Origin of the sequence: Flagellimonas zhangzhouensis (assembly GCF_900102925.1) — a bacterium.
Classification (GTDB): domain Bacteria; phylum Bacteroidota; class Bacteroidia; order Flavobacteriales; family Flavobacteriaceae; genus Flagellimonas; species Flagellimonas zhangzhouensis.
Map to the genome: position 1 here is coordinate 1,380,104 of NZ_FNKI01000002.1, position 17,193 is coordinate 1,397,296.

Consider the following 17,193-nt stretch of genomic DNA (forward strand, 5'->3'; position numbering starts at 1 on the left):
TTTATGCAGTAACGGTCATGGATTTTACTTTGGCAATGGCCTGTTCAATATCCGCAATTAAATCTTCTATATCCTCAATTCCCAACGAAAAACGTATCAGGGAATCTTTAATGCCTTGCTTGGCCCTATCTTCCGCACTCATCAATGAATGGGAGGTTTGAGTAGGAGAAAGCATAGTACTCTCAATACCAGCCAAGCTCATGGATGGTTTTATCAACTGTAGCTCTTTGAAGAACAAAGAGGCATCAATATCTGAATTCAATTCAAAAGACAACATACCTCCAAAACCTGTCATTTGGGATTTTGCCAATTCATGCCCAGGATGATCAACCAATCCAGGATAATACACCTTATCCACATCCTTACTTTGACTTAAATAGGTAGCCATCTTCATGGCATTTTCATTCTGGGCTTTTACGCGAATCGCCATGGTTTTGATGCTTCGCTCCAATAACCAAACGGTGTAATCGCTCAAACTTCCCCCAAAACAAATCCCAGTTTGCCAAACCTTATCCATATGCTCTTGGGAGGCCATAACCACACCAGCACAAATATCGGAGTGACCTCCCATGTATTTGGTAGCACTGTGGATCACTATATCAATTCCCAAATCAACAGGAGTTTGGTTCACAGGACTTGCAAAGGTATTGTCGATCATGGTCAAGATTCCTTTCTTCTTGGCCAAATCAGCCACACCTTTTATATCGGTAATGGTCAACAAGGGATTGGATGGAGTTTCCAAGTACAACACTTTTGTGTTGGGTTTGATTTCTCTTTCAAAATCTTCAACCTCCCAACCAGAGGTAAACGAATAGGAAATACCAAACTTTTCAAACTGGCTTACCGCGAAATGGTAAGTACCTCCATATATGGTCTGTTGTAAAACCACGTGGTCACCAGCCTGTAAAAATGCCATTAAGGCTGTGCTGATGGCGGCCATTCCACTACCAAAAATTAAAGCAGCCTCAGTATGCTCCAAGGCTGCCATTTTTTTGCACAATGCCTCTTGATTGGGCGTGTTGTAATATCTTGGGTATCTTTTTACGTCTACATCTTCAAACTCATAGGAAGTGCTCATATATAAAGGAGACACTGCTCCTTTGAACAAGGTATCCTCTAATTCACCCTCATGGGTGCAAATAGTATTGAGTCCTTTTTTGTTGTCAGTCATGTTGGTCAATCTTTAGGCTAAAGATACGAAACCCATCATACTTGAACTTGCTTCCACTTGCCTTTTTTGAACCAAACAATAGCTAGAATTGCCAGCAGAACTTCCGCAAGTGTAATGGCCATAAAAACACCTATTTCACCCCAATCCAGAATAATTGCAGTTACATAGGCAATGGGCAATTGGAACAACCAAAAGGATAAAAAGTTGATCTTTGTTGGAGTTTTGGTATCCCCTGCCCCATTGAACGCTTGGCTCATCACCATGCCATAGGCATAGAAAATATAGCCCGCTGCAATTACTTGTAAGCAAAGGGCACCACTCTTAACAACTGCTGGGGTGGTATTAAACCACGAAATAATGCTATTGGCAAAAAGTAGATATCCCAAAGAAACCGTTCCCATAAAAATGGCGTTGTACTTTCCAGTTTTCCAAACGGAAGTGGCTGCCCTGTCAGGTTGTTTGGCCCCAAGATTTTGACCCACCAATGTAGCTGCAGCATTGCTCATTCCCCATGATGGCATTAAGGTGAACATCATCACGCGGATGGCAATGGTGTAACCCGCCAATACTTCGCTGCCAAATTCGGACATGATGCGCATAAGGAAAATCCAGCTGGAAGTACCGATCAAGAATTGGGCAATTCCACCTAAAGAAACCTTGATCAAGTTCAACATTACCTTAAGGTTGATGACCAAATCTTTGGCCACCAATTTGATTTTACCCCAACCAAAGAACAAGATTCCCAGCTGAAAAATTACAGCGGTTCCTCTACCAATATTCGTAGCGATGGCTGCTCCCATCACGCCAAATTCAGGGATTGGACCAAAACCGAAAATAAACATGGGGTCCAAAATAATGTTGAGTCCGTTTGAAAGCACCAAGGCCCACATGGCAATGGATGCATTTCCCGCACCTCGGAAAATGGCATTGATCAAGAACAATAAGACCACTGTGATGTTCCCTCCAATCAAAAATTGGGTGTAACCATATCCCTCCGCAATTAAATCAGGTTCGCCGCCCATCAAAGCCAAAATATCCTTGGCATAAATAATTCCAATGATTCCGATTATGATGGAGATTAAAACACCCAAACTAATGGCCTGTACTGCAGCTATTCGAGCTCCAGCAACATCCTTTTCGCCAATTCTACGGGCAACCACGGCCGTTGCAGCCATACTTAAACCAATGGCCAAGGCATAGACCAAAGTGATTACGGATTCCGTCAATCCAATAGTCGCCACCGCATTAACACTAACACTGGAAACATAGGCAATGTCCACCAATGCGAAAATGGATTCCATGAGCATTTCCAAAATCATGGGAATGGAAAGCATAAATATCGCCTTTCGGATGCTTCCCGAAGTAAATTCAGTTTCCTTACCAGAAATAGCTATCCAGAAATACTGAATAAATTTTTTAAATGAATTTGTATGTTGATTCGTCATTATAAAAAGAATTATGTGTGAAAAAAGAAGTGAAATGTCGAGTAACCGAGGAGTTTTCGGTTACATAAATCGGGTTTCCCCAACGGTGACATCTATCGCGTACATAATTCTTATAGCTTCATAATGATGCAAATATGCAAAAAAAACGGAAACATTATTATACTTTTTTCATTTTCTGCTAATTAGCATGTGCTTACCTTAGCAGTCCAACTAACTCAATATTTTATGTTTAAAAAAGTCTTTATCCTAAGTGCTGCTCTGGCCCTAGGAATGTTATCCTGTAAAAAATCCCCTGAAGAAGCCGAAACAACATCTTCTGGTTATCAAGGTCAGGGAAAAAGCCCAATAGTTCCCACGGTGGACAAGCCCATTCAAAAGCAATGGCGTGGGGTTTGGGCATTTAACGACAGTACCACATTTTTCTCCAACCAGTTTGATGGTGCCCGTTTAAACGGTGTTGCCTATGATGGTGATGACCATTATACCATTTGGGTGACTGCGGAAAATACCCCGATCAATGTGAGCCCTTGGTATGGATTCAAAGTATGGTCAACCGAGGCGAGGGATATTAAGGTAGAATTGAAATACCAGGATTCTCGAAGCAGGTATTACCCAAAAATTAGTACGGATGGTAGAACATTTAAGCCATTGGACAGCATTTATTTTAAACCCATAAATCCAGGTGAGGGTGAATTTGGATTGGGTGCGGCACCAGAATCTGCCGAATTGACCATCAGCGTTACTGAAAATCCAACTTGGATTACGGCTCAGGAATTGTATACCTCTTCCGTTGTTCAAGAATGGGTAGATTCCTTGAGTCAAAAACCCTTTATTGAGAATTATCCCATTGGTCTTTCCAAAGAAAAGAGAACCATGAAAGTGATGGAAATCAATGAAAACAAAGAAGCAAAAAAAGCCTTGATGATCATTTCCAGACAGCACCCACCTGAGGTTACTGGTTTTATTGTGATGAAATCCTTTATTGAAACCATTACAGGAGATTCTGATTTGGCAAAAGCTTTTAGACAAGAACATGTTGTTTTCAATGTGCCGTTAATGAATCCTGATGGAGCCGATAATGGCCACTGGAGACACAACATGGGCGGAATTGACCTGAACAGGGATTGGCAGAACTTCAATCAGCCTGAAACCCGAAATGTTCGTGATTTTCTAGTTGAGAAAGACAAAGACTATGACTTTGTTTTTGGAGCGGATTTCCACTCTACTTGGGATGATATCTATTACCCTATTGATACCACGGCTACTGGTGAAAAGGGAAAAATCATTTTTGATTGGATAGAGAACATCAGTGAAAGATTACCTCAAAAGCAGACCAACGTTCGTGCTTCGGACGATATTGAAAATACAATGGTTTCCAGCAAGTACTTTTATGTGCACCACGGAATGCCTGCCATCGTTTTTGAATTGGGTGACAATACTTCTAGAGCTTTCCTAAAGGAAAAGGGAAAAGTTGCAGCTGAAGAAATTATGAAGCTTTTATTGGAAAAATAGTCTACTTTTTGGCGTAATGCACTTTATAACGCCAGAAGCTTATGCCTCCTAAAATAAAGACCCCAAGTATTGTATACCATACAAAGCTTGGGGTTATTACTTGGTCCCCACTTGCATAACTGTGCAGTCCAACCAAATAAAAGTTCACCCCAAAATATGTCATCATAATACTTGCAAAAGCTACGATACTGGCAAAGTTATAGGTCCATTTTCCTCGAAGTCCTGGCACCAATCGCATGTGCAACACAAAGGCGTAAACCATAATGGAAATTAAGGCCCAAGTTTCTTTTGGATCCCATCCCCAGTAACGTCCCCAGCTCTCATTGGCCCATTGTCCTCCTAAAAAGTTTCCAATGGTCAGCATTACCAAACCAGCTGTTAAGGACAATTCGTTAATCACGGTTAATTCCTTAATATTAAGATCCATTCGCTTTTTGTTCTTTTCAGTGGTCATTACCATCAAAAGTAACGAGACCACACCCAAGATCATCCCAACTGTTAAAGGCCCATAACTACCCACAATAACCGCTACGTGAATCATTAACCAATAGCTGTCCAAAACGGGCACCAAATTACCAATGGCAGGGTCTACCCAACTTTGGTGTGCGATCCACAACAACATAGAAGTAACAAAGGCACTGGCAGCAATAGTGAGTTCACTTTTTCGTCCCAAGGCCAAACCGATTCCCATGGTCGCCCATCCTACATATAGAATACTTTCATAGGCATCACTCCAAGGTGCATGGCCCGAAATATACCATCGCAACACCAAACCTATTGTATGCCAAACAAAGAATAGGATAATGGTTCCTTTTAATAAATAGGCAAAAGCATCCAAGAACTTTCTTTCTTTAAAAATCTTGGCAATCAACACAAAGAACAAGAGTACCCCAACCATGGCGTAGTATTTATACAAACGGTTGAACAAGTCCAACTTATTATAAATAATCTCTGTCTTTATCTTATTTTCTGAGGGCAAAACCTCTTCTCCATGATTTTTTTGGTTCTGAGTGAACGCCTCAATCAATTTATCAGGTTGTGAGTAATCGCCAGAAGCGATGGATTGTTGCAGGGAATTCAAATAATAGGGCATTGCATTCCTGATAAAATTGGAATACAACGAATCCTGAACTTGATATTCTCCACCGCGAAATTCTACGGCTGAAATCCATTTGTTGTTCTCATCGTTCAACAAAGGGAATATTTTTACCATATTTCCGCTCAATGCAATATCCAACAAGCTCAACCTTTCTCCCACTTTCTTAATGTCCTTTTCAAAATTGGAGGGATTGGTTGTGGAGGTGGCCTTTTCCAGATAAGATCGTAATTTGTACGCCCCTTTGTCAGTAAAAAAGTCAGTCGCTTTTACATACTTCGTTCCTGAGGGAACTCCTATTACTTTTCGAATGCTATCATTTTGCCATTTCCCCACCTCAATCAAATCCACGGTATACCAAACGCCTGGGTTCAGCATCATGGAAAGGAAAACCTGATTGGCAGTCATGTCCTTATACTTATCCTTTCCGCTTAACTTTCTCAATAATTCAGAAGAAAAAGTATGGATTGGCTTCATTCGGCCCTCACTATCTTGGATGACCAAGGCTCCAAATTTTTCAGCATGCTCTGTGGAAACGGTTGTAGCCGAAATAACTGAATCAATCTGAGCTTGCGTAGGCATGCTGGAGTGTCCGTCATGTTCGTCTGTAGTTTCTTGTGCTTGAACTCCAGTAAAAGTCAACAATAGTAAAGCAATTGTCAAAGCAGCTTTTTTTGCCTTGATTTTCTCCAACATCTGTTGTAAATCTTTAAATCGCGTATCGCCAAAGAACATAATGCCCATCAAGCCTATATACAGCAAGAAATATCCAATGTAGGTTATCCAAGTACCCCAAACATCATGGTTTACAGATAGTACTGTGCCCTTTTCATCTGGATCAAAACTGGATTGAAAAAAACGATATCCCTTATTGTCCAGAACATGGTTCATATAAATATCGTAATCAAACGGACGCTCATCGTGCACGGTCACCTTGCTCATAAATGAGGCATAACCCGCTTCAGTGCCAGGATATTTTTCCGCGATAAAGTCGTTCAGTTCGATTGAAAATGGAAGTTCGTAGACTTTTGAACCGTAGCTCAGGGTAAAATCCAATCCTCCAACACTTATTTTATCTGAGAAATTGGTGGTTCCTTTGGCTCCCAATAATTTTACTTCTTGAGATTCACCATTGGCTTCAATGGCAACCACAAGGGCATCTTGGGTTACTTTAGTAATTTCTTCTTCAGGCACTTTTACAATGCCGTATTTTCCTTTGACAATGGGCTCTGGAATCACAAATTGCATTCCAGCCATGGTGTACAAGGAGCGTAATTGTAAAGTTTGAATGCTATCACTGGCAACCGTGCCTTGAAATTGGTCGGCCATGCGCATAAAATTTCCATCAAATGGTGACTGGATGCGAAATCCGTTCTCAGCATCATAATAAATGTTGACGGCCCCATCGGTTTCATTATTCAATGCAAAAAGCACATTGTGAATGCTGGCTATTTTTCCATTTTCCAGATAATGCTCGTGGCGTTGCCCATTCCCTGCTTCTACAATTTGCAAGTATTCTTGCCCATTTTCATCAGGAATTAAACCTTTTTCAGCTCCACGGATAAAATCCACAAAAGAAATGGTAAAAGGTTGCCCATTAAAATCAGATTTCCATGGTAAGCTCGAGCGTTTACCCTCGGGAGTCACCAAAATATCATCTTCAAGGATTCGTCTTTTGGTTTCGCCTCCGATATCGCCATCAATGTAGGCCGTCAAATAGGTTTTATCGGAATAGAATACTTTCTCTGTAGCACCCTCACGAATGGGCATCATGCCCTCGTAACTGATGTATCGGGTCACAAAAGCTCCTATGATGATCAGAATCCAAGATACGTGAAGAATAAGCACTGCCCATTTTTTCCATTCGAGCAGTCGATATCTGAAAATATTCCCGATAAAATTGATCACAAAAAAGACCATAATGGCCTCGAACCAAGTGGCATTATAAATGTAAATTCTTGCGGTTTCGGTACTGTAATAACTCTCCACAAAAGTTCCAATGGCCATTGCTGCCGCAAAAACCAAAAAAAGAACGGCCATAAGTCTTGTGGAAAAAAGGGTCTTTTTAAGAATATCGATCATGGAAATTCGGTCTGCTTTCGGCTGGCAAAAATACGGCCTTTTTACAACTTACTGGTTTTTAGAAACTATAAAAATGAATGAGATTTGTTAATTTCCTGTATGATGCATCGCCTCTAAATTTGTAGTTTTGGGTATGCTCAACGTAGTAATTTTGGGTACTGGCAACCTCGCCAAACATGTGTTCGGGGCATTTTCCAAATCGGGAAAGGTCCAAGTAGTTCAGCTTGTGGGTCGAAATCAAGAAAGTTTGAAAGACTTTGCCACCCAAACCACAACTTCCGATGATTTCTATTCAATTTTAGATGCTGATGTTTATGTGATTGCGGTGAAAGATGATGCCATTGCAGAAGTTTCTAGCTATTTAAAAGATAAAAAAGGAATTGTTGTGCATACGTCTGGTGTTGTGGAAATGAGTGCCATTGAGCCTGAAAACCGTGGTGTTTTTTATCCACTGCAGACCTTTACCAAAGGTAAAGCTGTCGATTTTTCAACTATTCCCATTTGTATTGAGGCTGATGCACCTCAATCCTTGGAAACATTGCGGATTCTAGCGGAAACCATTTCAGAAAAGGTCCATGAAATTGATTCTGAACAGCGAAAAAAATTGCATCTTGCAGCCGTTTTTGTAAACAACTTTACCAATTACCTGTATGGGGTTGGTGAAGAAATTTGTTTGGAAGAGGGCCTACCTTTTGATTTGTTGCAACCCTTGATTATGGAAACTGCCGAAAAAGTGCAAACCCTCTCTCCCAAAGAGGCACAAACAGGACCAGCAAGACGAAACGATGAAAAAAGTATGGCAAGTCATTTGGAACTTTTAAAGAATGAAAAACACATTGCCATCTATAAATTATTGAGCGAAGCCATAAAACAAGCCTATGAAAAAGAATTATAAAGAACTTTTAAGCGATATCACCACCTTTGTTTTTGATGTGGACGGTGTTTTTACAGACGGAATGGTGTTAATTACTTCCGAGGGTGAATTGCTTCGAAAAATGAGTGTAAAAGATGGTTACGCCCTTAAAACTGCCATTCAAAAAGGCTATAATGTTTGTATCATCACGGGTGGTACCAACGAGGGGGTAAAAGAGCGCTTAAAAGGACTTGGAGTTACTGATTTTTATATGGGCTCCCACCACAAAGAAGAGCCTTTAAAGGAATATTTGGACATTTACAATATTGACCCAAGACAAGTGGTTTATATGGGTGACGATATGCCTGATATTCCACCTATGAAAATGGTGGCTTTGGCCACAGCACCCCAAAATGCTATTCCAGAAGTAAAGACGATATGTGATTACGTTTCCCATAAAAATGGAGGTGATGGCTGCGTTCGGGACATCATTGAGCAGGTTTTAAAAGTTCGTGGAGATTGGAACGATAATTTTAGCGCCAAGAATGACTAAAAATCCACTGAAAGAAAAACTTAAGGGCAAACAAATTATTTTGGCGTCTGGTTCACCACGACGTAAAATGTTCTTGGAAGAATTGGGTCTCGATTTTATTATCGACCCAAAATCTGTTGAAGAAGTTTATCCCGAACATTTACAAGGTCAGGAAATTTCTGAATATTTAGCCGAATTAAAGGCCACTCCTTTTAAAAAACAATTGGAACCTGACCAAATTGTGATTACTTCGGACACAGTGGTTTGGCACAAAAATGCCTCTTTGGCTAAAGCTGCTGATAAAACAGAGGCTTTTGAAATGCTCCGTATCCTTTCTGGGGATTGGCATGAGGTGATTTCTTCCGTTTGTTTTACCACAAAAGACTTTCAAAAAACAGTGAGTAGCATCACCAAAGTGAAGCTCAAGGAGTTTACTGATGAAGAAATCAACTTTTATATTGACACTTGCCAACCTTTTGATAAGGCTGGTGCATACGGCATTCAAGAATGGATCGGGATGATTGGTATCTCCGAAATTCAAGGGTCGTACACTAATGTGGTTGGTCTACCCACCCATTTGGTCTATGAAACCTTGATGGAACTATAGTTAAGTTCTTTTTACAGAAATGATTTTTACTGGACAGGCTTTTGAGGCTTGTTCGCAGGTATCAAAAATACCCTCGTCATGAGATTTGATGGTGTAAAATCCTTTCTTGTCCTTGGAATGCAACAAAACGGATTTCCCATCCTTTTTGGACATGGCAAATTGTTCGGGGGCCATTTCCACACAATAATTACACCCAATACATTTATCGCGTTGCAGCGTAACCACCACCATTACGCTTCTACCTTATTTTCAACGATCTTGTACAATTTGTCTGAAAGTCGAATCCTAAAATCCAAAGGAATTGTCACAGAATCGCCTTTTTTAGCGGTAGAAAGTTTGGCATCGTTCACCAACATTTGGGTTATTTTCATTTCTTTGGCTCCCGTAGTTGGTCCTGTTACCAAAATGGTGTCTCCAATGGAAATATCATAAGCTTCAATAATAAACTCCCCGATATTGGTTTTTGGAAAAAAGTGAGCTCCTTTGCCAATATACACTTTCTTTTGGGAAGCCGAAGAACCAGGAATTTTACTCCACTCGCCTAATTTTTGTCCTAAATAATAGCCACTCCAAAAACCACGATTGTAGACTTTTTCTAGTTCTTGCATCCAAATGATGACTTTTTCCTTATCGTAATTACCCTCGTACAAACTATCCAAAGCTTGACGGTAACATTTGATGACTTTAGCCACATATTCTGGAGCACGTCCCCTACCCTCAATTTTCAAAACTTTGATTCCCGCATCGGCCACTTGATCCAGAAAATCAATGGTACACAAATCTTTGGGCGACATGATGTACTCATTGTCCAGTTCCATTTCAAAACCAGTTTCTTGGTCAATCACCGTATATTTTTTGCGGCAATTTTGTTTACAGGCACCTCTGTTGGCAGAAGAGTTATAGGAATGCAAACTCATATAACATTTACCCGAAACGGCCATGCACAAAGCTCCGTGACCGAACACCTCAATCTCGACCAATCGACCAGATGGGCCTTTAATTTGTTCCTTTTCAATTTGTTCGGTAATTTTCTTCACTTGTCGCAAACTCAACTCCCGACTTAACACCATGGTATCGGCGAACATGGCATAAAACTTTACCGTTTCAATATTCGTCACATTGATTTGAGTGGAAATATGCACTTCCAAACCCAATTCCCTAGCGGATGCAATTACCGCTTGATCCATGGCAATAATGGCTGTCAATCCAACCTCTTTGGCTTTCTTCAACAGGGTTTTTACAATGGAAAGGTCGTGGTCGTAAATAATGGTGTTTAGGGTAAGATAGGTTCTTACTCCTTTTTCATTACAACGTTTGGCAATCTCTGGCAGGTCGTCCAATGTAAAGTTCATGGTGGCCCTTGCCCTCATGTTCAACTGTTCCACTCCAAAATACACCGAATCCGCTCCATTGTCCAATGCGGCTTGTAAGGATTCAAAATTACCCGCAGGTGCCATCAACTCAATCTGTTGCATGTCAAAAGTTTTTGCTTCCGAAATATTTTGCAAAACTACATTTTTCCTTGCATTGCAAAAAGTTAAGTATCTTGAGATATCGCGACAATTCCCATGAATCAGATAAATGTTCCTATGAAACCCTATTTTTTCCTTTTAAGTCTGTTTCTTGTTTTTGCCTTTAGCTGCAAGCAAGAAGCACCAAAACCTAAAGAAACTGAATCAACAGCAAAGCCTATTTCCAAAGAAAAATCACCAAAAAAACCATTATCGGAAGATTTCAAGGCCTATTGGTATGCTGGTGAAGCTGAAATTACTTCCTACGAATTACAACAGGCCCGCTATGGTGAAATACGAGATGGCAAAGCAGTTTTAATTTATGTAACCGAGCCTTTTTTACCCGAAAAACAAGTTAAGGCGGATAAAAGCAACCCTGAAAATATATCAGTTTTAAAATTGAATGCCACCAAAAAGTTTGTGACGGGAATTTATCCCTACTCTATTATGGCCAGTACGTTTTATCCTGTTTACGATAATCAAAATGCCATTAAAACCAGCTTGTCGGTTCAGGAGTGGTGTGGACATGTGTACTCCCAATTGAACAATCGTGAACAATTTGAGTTCACTTCCCATTCGTATTTTGAGGGAGAGGCTGATCAAGAATTTTCATTGGAAAAGTCCAACCTTGAGAATGAAATCTGGAACAAAATCCGAATTAATCCAACCGATCTTCCTTTGGGTGAAATAGAAATGATTCCATCTTTGGAATTTCTTCGCTTGAAGCATCAAGAAATGAAAGCATACTCCGCAAAAGCCGAACTTACAACCTCGAATGGAATTTCAACCTATTCCATTTCCTACCCAGACTTGGAACGAAATTTGATGATAACTTTTACATCTGACTTTCCCTTTTCCATTGAAAGTTGGACAGAAGAATTTAACAGCGGATTTGGTCCAAATGCGAAAAAAATGACCACTACCGCTACAAAAATCAAAACATATAAATCAGCCTATTGGGGTCAGAATAAAAATAGGGATTTAGGATTAAGGGACAGTTTAGGTTTGTAACACCTTTTAAAGGCGATGTTAAAACTCTTCTAAATTATTCCCCAACTGACCACAAACAGGCTATATTTGAAACAACCACTAAACAACCAACAATGAAATACGTATGGGTAACCCTCTCGGCTATTGTATTTTCTGTAACCTTACTTCATGCCCAAAAACCAGATAAACCTACATCTGCTGAGATCTATCACGAACTACAAAAACTCAACTTTTTAGGTACGGCACTTTATGTGGCGGCTCATCCCGATGATGAGAACACAAGCCTAATTTCGTATATGTCCAACCATGAAAAAGCGCGCACGGTCTACCTTTCCATGACGCGAGGAGATGGTGGGCAAAATTTAATTGGTTCCGAACTCCGTGAACTTTTGGGTGTTTTGCGTACCGAGGAATTATTGGCTGCCCGACATAAGGATGGCGGGGAACAACGTTTTACCAGAGCCAACGATTTTGGCTTCTCTAAGCATCCTAACGAAACCCTTAAGATTTGGGATAAAGAAAAAGTTTTGGCAGATGTGGTCTGGACCATTCGCAAAATAAAACCAGATGTAATTGTGAATCGTTTCGACCACAGAACACCTGGATCAACCCATGGCCATCACACTTCTTCCGCCGTTTTAAGTGTTGAAGCTTTTGATATTGCGAACAATCCCGAAGTGTATGCCGAGCAATTGGAATATACTACTCCTTGGCAACCCAAACGAATTTTCTACAATACTTCTTGGTGGCAATACGGAAGTCAAGAAGCGTTTGAAAAAGTGGATAAATCGGGTATGGTCAGCTTGGATGTGGGCACTTATTATCCTGAATTAGGCCTATCCAATAACGAAATTGCCGCTTTGGCGCGTAGCCAACATTTATGTCAAGGCTTTGGAAGGTTGACCGATAGAGGGTCTTCCATGGAATACATTGAGTTACTTAAAGGAGATATGCCCAAAAACAACGATGTTTTTGATGGCATCAACACCACTTGGTCTCGCGTAAAAGGTGGTGAAGCAGTTGGTGAAATTCTTTATGCCGTAGAAAAGAATTTCAATTTTAGGAATCCTGAAAAACATCTTCCTGAATTGGTGAAAGCATATCAATTGCTTCAAAAAGTGGAGGATGAACATTGGAGAACCCTTAAATCGGAGGAGCTTCAAACCTTAATTTTAAATTGTGCAGGGCTTTATATTGAAGCTAGTTCCGCTGAAGCTTCAGCTACGCCCGGAAGCACGGCAAAAGTTAATTTTGAAGCTATCAACCGTAGTGCGAATACTATTACTTTAAAATCCATAACGCTTAGTGGTGTTTCTGAAAAAATCACACCGAATAAAGTATTGGCAAACAACCTTAAATTAAATTACGATATCAGTTTTGCGGTTCCAGCAAATACAAATTATACGAGTCCTTATTGGTTGAACGAGCCAGGAACTTTAGGTACATATACAGTAAATGACCAAACATTGATTGGTAAACCTGAAACGCCAAGTGCTTTCACGGCTACTTTCGCTTTGGAAGTTGATGGTGTTGCCATCAATATTGAAAAGCCTGTTATTTATCGCTATTCCAAACCCGATAAAGGTGAGGTGTACGAACCTTTCGCAATTTTGCCCGAAGCTACTTCTAAAATTGATGAAAAAGTCTTGATTTTCGCCAATGCAGATACCAAAGACGTGCAAGTAAAAATTAGAGCAGGTAAAAATGATGTTTCTGGAAATGTTGTTTTGAACCATCCTGAAGGTTGGCTGGTTTCCCCAAGTAGCATTCCATTTTCTATTGCCCAAAAAGGGGAAGAAATCAGTGTGAGTTTTAAGGTTTCACCACCTCAAACAGGCAGTGAAGGAAAAATTTCACCTGTAATTACTATTGGAAACAACACCTATAACAAAGAGCTTGTTGAAATCAATTACGACCATATTCCAAAGCAATCCATTTTGCTGCCTTCAGAAGCGAAGGTAGTTCGTATGAACATTCAGAAATCTGGAGAACACATCGCATACATTATGGGAGCAGGTGACAATGTACCTGAAAGTTTGGAACAGATTGGCTACCAAGTGCATCTTATTGACCCAAATGACATACAAGTGGGTTCGTTGGATAAATATGACGCGGTGGTAGTCGGAATTAGAGCATATAATGTAGTGGATGCCTTAAAATTTAAACAGCCTATCCTTTTTGATTATGTAGAAAAAGGGGGAACCATGATTGTGCAATACAACACTGCTGGTCGTTGGGCCAGTCAGTTTGAAAATATTGCACCTTACGATTTAACGCTTTCCAGAGATCGAGTTACAGACGAAAATGCCAATGTGCGTATCTTGGCCAAAAATAATTCGTTGGTGAGCTACCCAAATGCCATCACGGAAAAAGACTTTGATGGTTGGGTACAAGAACGTGGACTGTATTTCCCAAGTGAGTGGAGTGCAGATTTTACTCCAATTTTAGAGATGAGCGACGAAGGAGAATCACCGACCCAAGGTAGCCTTTTAGTGGCACCTTATGGAGAAGGTCATTATATTTACACTGGCTTGAGCTTTTTTAGGGAACTTCCCGTCGGAGTTTCAGGAGCTTATAAATTGTTCGCCAATATGCTTTCCGTTGGAAAAGATGAAGTAAAAAAAGAAAGTAATGTCAAAGGATAACATGGATACTAAATTCGAATGGAAAAAAGAGTATAGCATTGTACTCTTTTTAAACGCCATTTATATTTTGATTTTTTACCTCATAATGATACTAAACAACTAAAATCCTGAATGGCATTACTCGATTGGATTATACTTGGTAGCACCCTATTATTTATTGTGGCCTATGGTGTTTGGAAAACCCGTGGCAATGATAGTGTTGAAGATTATGTTCGTGGTGGCGACAATATAAAATGGTGGACCATCGGTCTATCAGTAATGGCGACCCAAGCAAGTGCCATCACCTTTTTATCTACGCCTGGACAAGCTTTCCATGACGGAATGGGTTTTGTACAATTCTATTTTGGTCTTCCTTTGGCCATGGTAGTCATCTGCCTCATTTTTATCCCTATTTATAAAAAACTGAAGGTATATACGGCATATGAAATGTTGGAAGGCCGTTTTGATCTTAAGACTAGAACATTGACGGCTATCTTGTTTTTGGTTCAACGAGGATTGGCAGCAGGAATCACCATTTATGCACCTTCCATTATCTTATCTGCGGTTTTGGGTTGGGATTTAAGAACCCTGAACGTGATTATCGGAATAATGGTAATCATTTACACAGTTTCTGGAGGAACCAAGGCTGTAAGTGTTACGCAAAAGCAGCAAATGTTCATCATTATGCTGGGTATGTTCTTCGCCTTCTTTTTTATTCTCAGTGCATTGCCAACGGATATTTCTTTTGCAAAAGCTCTAAAGGTTGCTGGTGCCAATAATAAACTCAATATTCTAGATTTTACATTAGACCCAGACAACCGATACACTTTTTGGAGTGGTATTACTGGTGGATTCTTTTTGGCACTCGCCTACTTCGGTACAGACCAAAGTCAAGTACAACGTTACCTGTCAGGAAAGTCGATTCGGGAAAGTCAGTGGGCCTTGGTGTTCAATGGAATTTTTAAAATTCCGATGCAGTTCTTCATTTTATTGGTTGGAGCCATGGTTTTTGTGTTTTATCAATACAATGCCTCTCCCCTAAATTTTAATCCTGCAGCTACTGAAGCCGTGATGCAATCGGAATATGCAGAAAATTATAAATCCCTTGAGGCTGAGCACCTAAAACTTGAAGTAGATAAGCGAATGGCACAAGATGCCTTCTCCGAAGCCTTGGAACTCAAGGAATATAATGCTATTGAACAGGCCAAACAGGATATCATCCGAATCAACCAAAAGGAAAACATGAGTCGTGAAACGGCCCGTAGTTTAATTTCTAAAGCAGATGGTCAAGTGGAAACCAATGACAAAGATTATGTGTTCATCCATTTTATTTTGAACAATCTCCCCACAGGACTTATCGGTTTGCTTTTGGCAGTTATTCTTTCCGCCGCAATGTCTTCAACAGCATCAGAATTAAACGCTTTGGGAACGATTACCGCTTTGGACCTTTATAAAAGAAACCAGAAAAAAGATCTCGATCAAAAGCATTATTTAATGGCAACCAAAGGTTTTACATTGCTTTGGGGAATTATTGCCATTGGGATAGCCAATGTGGCCAACCTATTTGACAATCTTATTCAATTGGTAAATATTATCGGTTCCATTTTCTATGGCAATGTACTTGGAATATTCCTTCTGGCCTTCTTTTTCAAATTTGTAAAAGGAAATGCAGTTTTTGTTGCGGCTATTGTTACCCAGATTATTGTAATTGTCGGGTGGTATATGGATTGGATGTCTTATTTATGGCTGAATGCCTTTGGATGTGTTTTGGTTATCCTGCTCGCAAGTTTGCTACAGGCATTCGATAATTTCCTCAATAACTCGAAAGTAGAGAGCTAAAAAAAACCCACTTAAAAAGTGGGTTCTTATATTTTGAAAAGCTGAACGATTAATTCTCAGCCCATTCTTGTAATGACTCTGTATTCAATTTAACATAGTCTTGGTTGCCAGCTTCTTGAGCCGCAGACAAAGAACGTTTGGCAGCTTTAATAGCTCCTTCTTTATCCCCAAGTTTAGCATAGATCAAAGATTGGGTGCGCATCATCCAATACGCTTTTCCACCATCCATTTCAACAGCTTTATCAACCCAAGTTTTTGCTTGCTCCATGTTCATACCTTCAGAAAAATAATAGGAACCAGCTGCAAAATAATCGTTGGCAGTTAGCTCTCCTCCACCATTCATGGTAGCTTCAATGCTTTTAATGGCCTTATCTACGGTTGGAACCACAAATTTTACACCTACATAAGTGTTCTCCCACATAATTCCCAAAGTAGCACCATTGTTATGCAAATCGTCAATGGTAATAGTGAACGTCTCAATAGGCATTGGAATTTCCATAGCTTCAACCTTAACAGTAGCCGCTACTTTAGAGGCGTCCCATTCTGCTGGATTGCCCCAATTTTCTATATCTGTGTAAAAGAAAACTTCCCAAACAGCTTCATTAGGTCTGGTATAAATGGAATAACTTCCAGCACTTATTTTTTTTCCTTCAACTTCTACGTCATCACTAAAAGTGATAATGGTATTTTGATTGGCACCTGTTCTCCAGATTTCTCCATAAGTTTCAAGTCCACCAAAAATCTTTCTACCCCTCATAGAAGGCCTAGAATATTTAACTGTAACATCCGTTAATCCAACCTTTTGTTCCAAAGTAGAGAACGGGCTTGGAGCTGGAGTTTCTATCTGTGCATTTAGGGTAACACACATTAAACCAACAAATAATAGTAGTGCAACTTTTTTCATATGATAATGTTTTTAAGTGATTAGTGG

General features: G+C 40.1%; 13 protein-coding genes. 7 read left to right on the forward strand and 6 right to left on the reverse strand.

Annotated features, from left to right (window positions below):
* Position 1 precedes the first annotated feature (1 nt).
* Positions 2 to 1,171: a trans-sulfuration enzyme family protein gene (locus BLQ18_RS13140; RefSeq protein WP_090297118.1), complete on the reverse strand. Its 1,170-nt coding sequence runs from the start codon at positions 1,169 to 1,171 to the stop codon at positions 2 to 4.
* Between the two features lie 35 nt (positions 1,172 to 1,206).
* The gene (locus tag BLQ18_RS13145; RefSeq protein ID WP_090297122.1) at positions 1,207 to 2,616 is read right to left on the reverse strand and encodes an MATE family efflux transporter; all 1,410 of its coding nucleotides are present in this window, start codon (positions 2,614 to 2,616) and stop codon (positions 1,207 to 1,209) included.
* Positions 2,617 to 2,841: 225 nt separating this feature from the next.
* On the opposite strand from BLQ18_RS13145, the gene BLQ18_RS13150 reads away from it, so the two are divergent.
* Positions 2,842 to 4,128 (forward strand): M14 family metallopeptidase, encoded by a 1,287-nt coding sequence (locus BLQ18_RS13150; RefSeq protein ID WP_090297125.1) that lies wholly within the window; start codon positions 2,842 to 2,844, stop codon positions 4,126 to 4,128.
* Position 4,129: 1 nt separating this feature from the next.
* Here BLQ18_RS13150 and BLQ18_RS13155 read toward each other — a convergent pair whose 3' ends face one another.
* Entirely contained in the window at positions 4,130 to 7,306 is a 3,177-nt protein-coding gene (locus BLQ18_RS13155; protein ID WP_090297128.1) for a cytochrome c biogenesis protein CcsA, read from the reverse strand.
* A gap of 133 nt (positions 7,307 to 7,439) precedes the next feature.
* Between BLQ18_RS13155 and BLQ18_RS13160 the strand changes: the two genes are divergently transcribed.
* Genes BLQ18_RS13160 through BLQ18_RS13170 form a run of 3 tightly spaced genes read left to right on the forward strand, consistent with a single transcriptional unit; the run spans position 7,440 to position 9,298 of the window.
* A complete protein-coding gene (locus tag BLQ18_RS13160; RefSeq protein ID WP_090297131.1) occupies positions 7,440 to 8,201 on the forward strand; it encodes a Rossmann-like and DUF2520 domain-containing protein in 762 nt (253 codons plus the stop codon).
* Positions 8,185 to 8,712 (forward strand): KdsC family phosphatase, encoded by a 528-nt coding sequence (locus BLQ18_RS13165; RefSeq protein WP_090297134.1) that lies wholly within the window; start codon positions 8,185 to 8,187, stop codon positions 8,710 to 8,712. Before BLQ18_RS13160 ends, BLQ18_RS13165 begins: the two co-directional genes overlap by 17 nt.
* The gene (locus tag BLQ18_RS13170; protein WP_175443761.1) at positions 8,705 to 9,298 is read left to right on the forward strand and encodes a Maf family nucleotide pyrophosphatase; all 594 of its coding nucleotides are present in this window, start codon (positions 8,705 to 8,707) and stop codon (positions 9,296 to 9,298) included. The genes BLQ18_RS13165 and BLQ18_RS13170 overlap by 8 nt, the downstream gene beginning before the upstream one ends.
* Here the strand turns inward: BLQ18_RS13170 and BLQ18_RS13175 are convergent, their stop codons facing one another.
* Positions 9,299 to 9,529, reverse strand: coding sequence for a ferredoxin (locus tag BLQ18_RS13175; RefSeq protein WP_090297143.1), 231 nt, complete (start codon positions 9,527 to 9,529; stop codon positions 9,299 to 9,301).
* Positions 9,529 to 10,773, reverse strand: a complete 1,245-nt coding sequence (locus BLQ18_RS13180) for a peptidase U32 family protein (protein WP_090297620.1) — start codon at positions 10,771 to 10,773, stop codon at positions 9,529 to 9,531. Before BLQ18_RS13180 ends, BLQ18_RS13175 begins: the two co-directional genes overlap by 1 nt.
* A gap of 114 nt (positions 10,774 to 10,887) precedes the next feature.
* On the opposite strand from BLQ18_RS13180, the gene BLQ18_RS13185 reads away from it, so the two are divergent.
* The 3 genes from BLQ18_RS13185 to BLQ18_RS13195 all read left to right on the forward strand — a co-directional run bounded on the left by BLQ18_RS13185 (position 10,888) and on the right by BLQ18_RS13195 (position 16,262).
* Positions 10,888 to 11,820: a septum formation inhibitor Maf gene (locus tag BLQ18_RS13185; protein ID WP_245668122.1), complete on the forward strand. Its 933-nt coding sequence runs from the start codon at positions 10,888 to 10,890 to the stop codon at positions 11,818 to 11,820.
* Between the two features lie 92 nt (positions 11,821 to 11,912).
* Entirely contained in the window at positions 11,913 to 14,444 is a 2,532-nt protein-coding gene (locus BLQ18_RS13190) for a PIG-L family deacetylase (protein WP_090297151.1), read from the forward strand.
* Positions 14,445 to 14,555: 111 nt separating this feature from the next.
* Positions 14,556 to 16,262, forward strand: coding sequence for a sodium:solute symporter family protein (locus BLQ18_RS13195; RefSeq protein WP_090297154.1), 1,707 nt, complete (start codon positions 14,556 to 14,558; stop codon positions 16,260 to 16,262).
* A 49-nt stretch (positions 16,263 to 16,311) separates the two neighbouring features.
* On the opposite strand, the gene BLQ18_RS13200 is transcribed toward BLQ18_RS13195, so the two are convergent.
* Positions 16,312 to 17,166: a DUF2911 domain-containing protein gene (locus BLQ18_RS13200; RefSeq protein WP_090297157.1), complete on the reverse strand. Its 855-nt coding sequence runs from the start codon at positions 17,164 to 17,166 to the stop codon at positions 16,312 to 16,314.
* Positions 17,167 to 17,193 lie beyond the last annotated feature (27 nt).

Coding starts and splice junctions, on each gene's coding strand:
- BLQ18_RS13140 (WP_090297118.1), bottom strand. CDS start 1,171: ATGACTGACAACAAAAAAGGACTCAATACTATTTGCACCCATGAGGGT.
- BLQ18_RS13145 (WP_090297122.1), bottom strand. CDS start 2,616: ATGACGAATCAACATACAAATTCATTTAAAAAATTTATTCAGTATTTC.
- BLQ18_RS13150 (WP_090297125.1), top strand. CDS start 2,842: ATGTTTAAAAAAGTCTTTATCCTAAGTGCTGCTCTGGCCCTAGGAATG.
- BLQ18_RS13155 (WP_090297128.1), bottom strand. CDS start 7,306: ATGATCGATATTCTTAAAAAGACCCTTTTTTCCACAAGACTTATGGCC.
- BLQ18_RS13160 (WP_090297131.1), top strand. CDS start 7,440: ATGCTCAACGTAGTAATTTTGGGTACTGGCAACCTCGCCAAACATGTG.
- BLQ18_RS13165 (WP_090297134.1), top strand. CDS start 8,185: ATGAAAAAGAATTATAAAGAACTTTTAAGCGATATCACCACCTTTGTT.
- BLQ18_RS13170 (WP_175443761.1), top strand. CDS start 8,705: ATGACTAAAAATCCACTGAAAGAAAAACTTAAGGGCAAACAAATTATT.
- BLQ18_RS13175 (WP_090297143.1), bottom strand. CDS start 9,529: ATGGTGGTGGTTACGCTGCAACGCGATAAATGTATTGGGTGTAATTAT.
- BLQ18_RS13180 (WP_090297620.1), bottom strand. CDS start 10,773: ATGCAACAGATTGAGTTGATGGCACCTGCGGGTAATTTTGAATCCTTA.
- BLQ18_RS13185 (WP_245668122.1), top strand. CDS start 10,888: ATGAAACCCTATTTTTTCCTTTTAAGTCTGTTTCTTGTTTTTGCCTTT.
- BLQ18_RS13190 (WP_090297151.1), top strand. CDS start 11,913: ATGAAATACGTATGGGTAACCCTCTCGGCTATTGTATTTTCTGTAACC.
- BLQ18_RS13195 (WP_090297154.1), top strand. CDS start 14,556: ATGGCATTACTCGATTGGATTATACTTGGTAGCACCCTATTATTTATT.
- BLQ18_RS13200 (WP_090297157.1), bottom strand. CDS start 17,166: ATGAAAAAAGTTGCACTACTATTATTTGTTGGTTTAATGTGTGTTACC.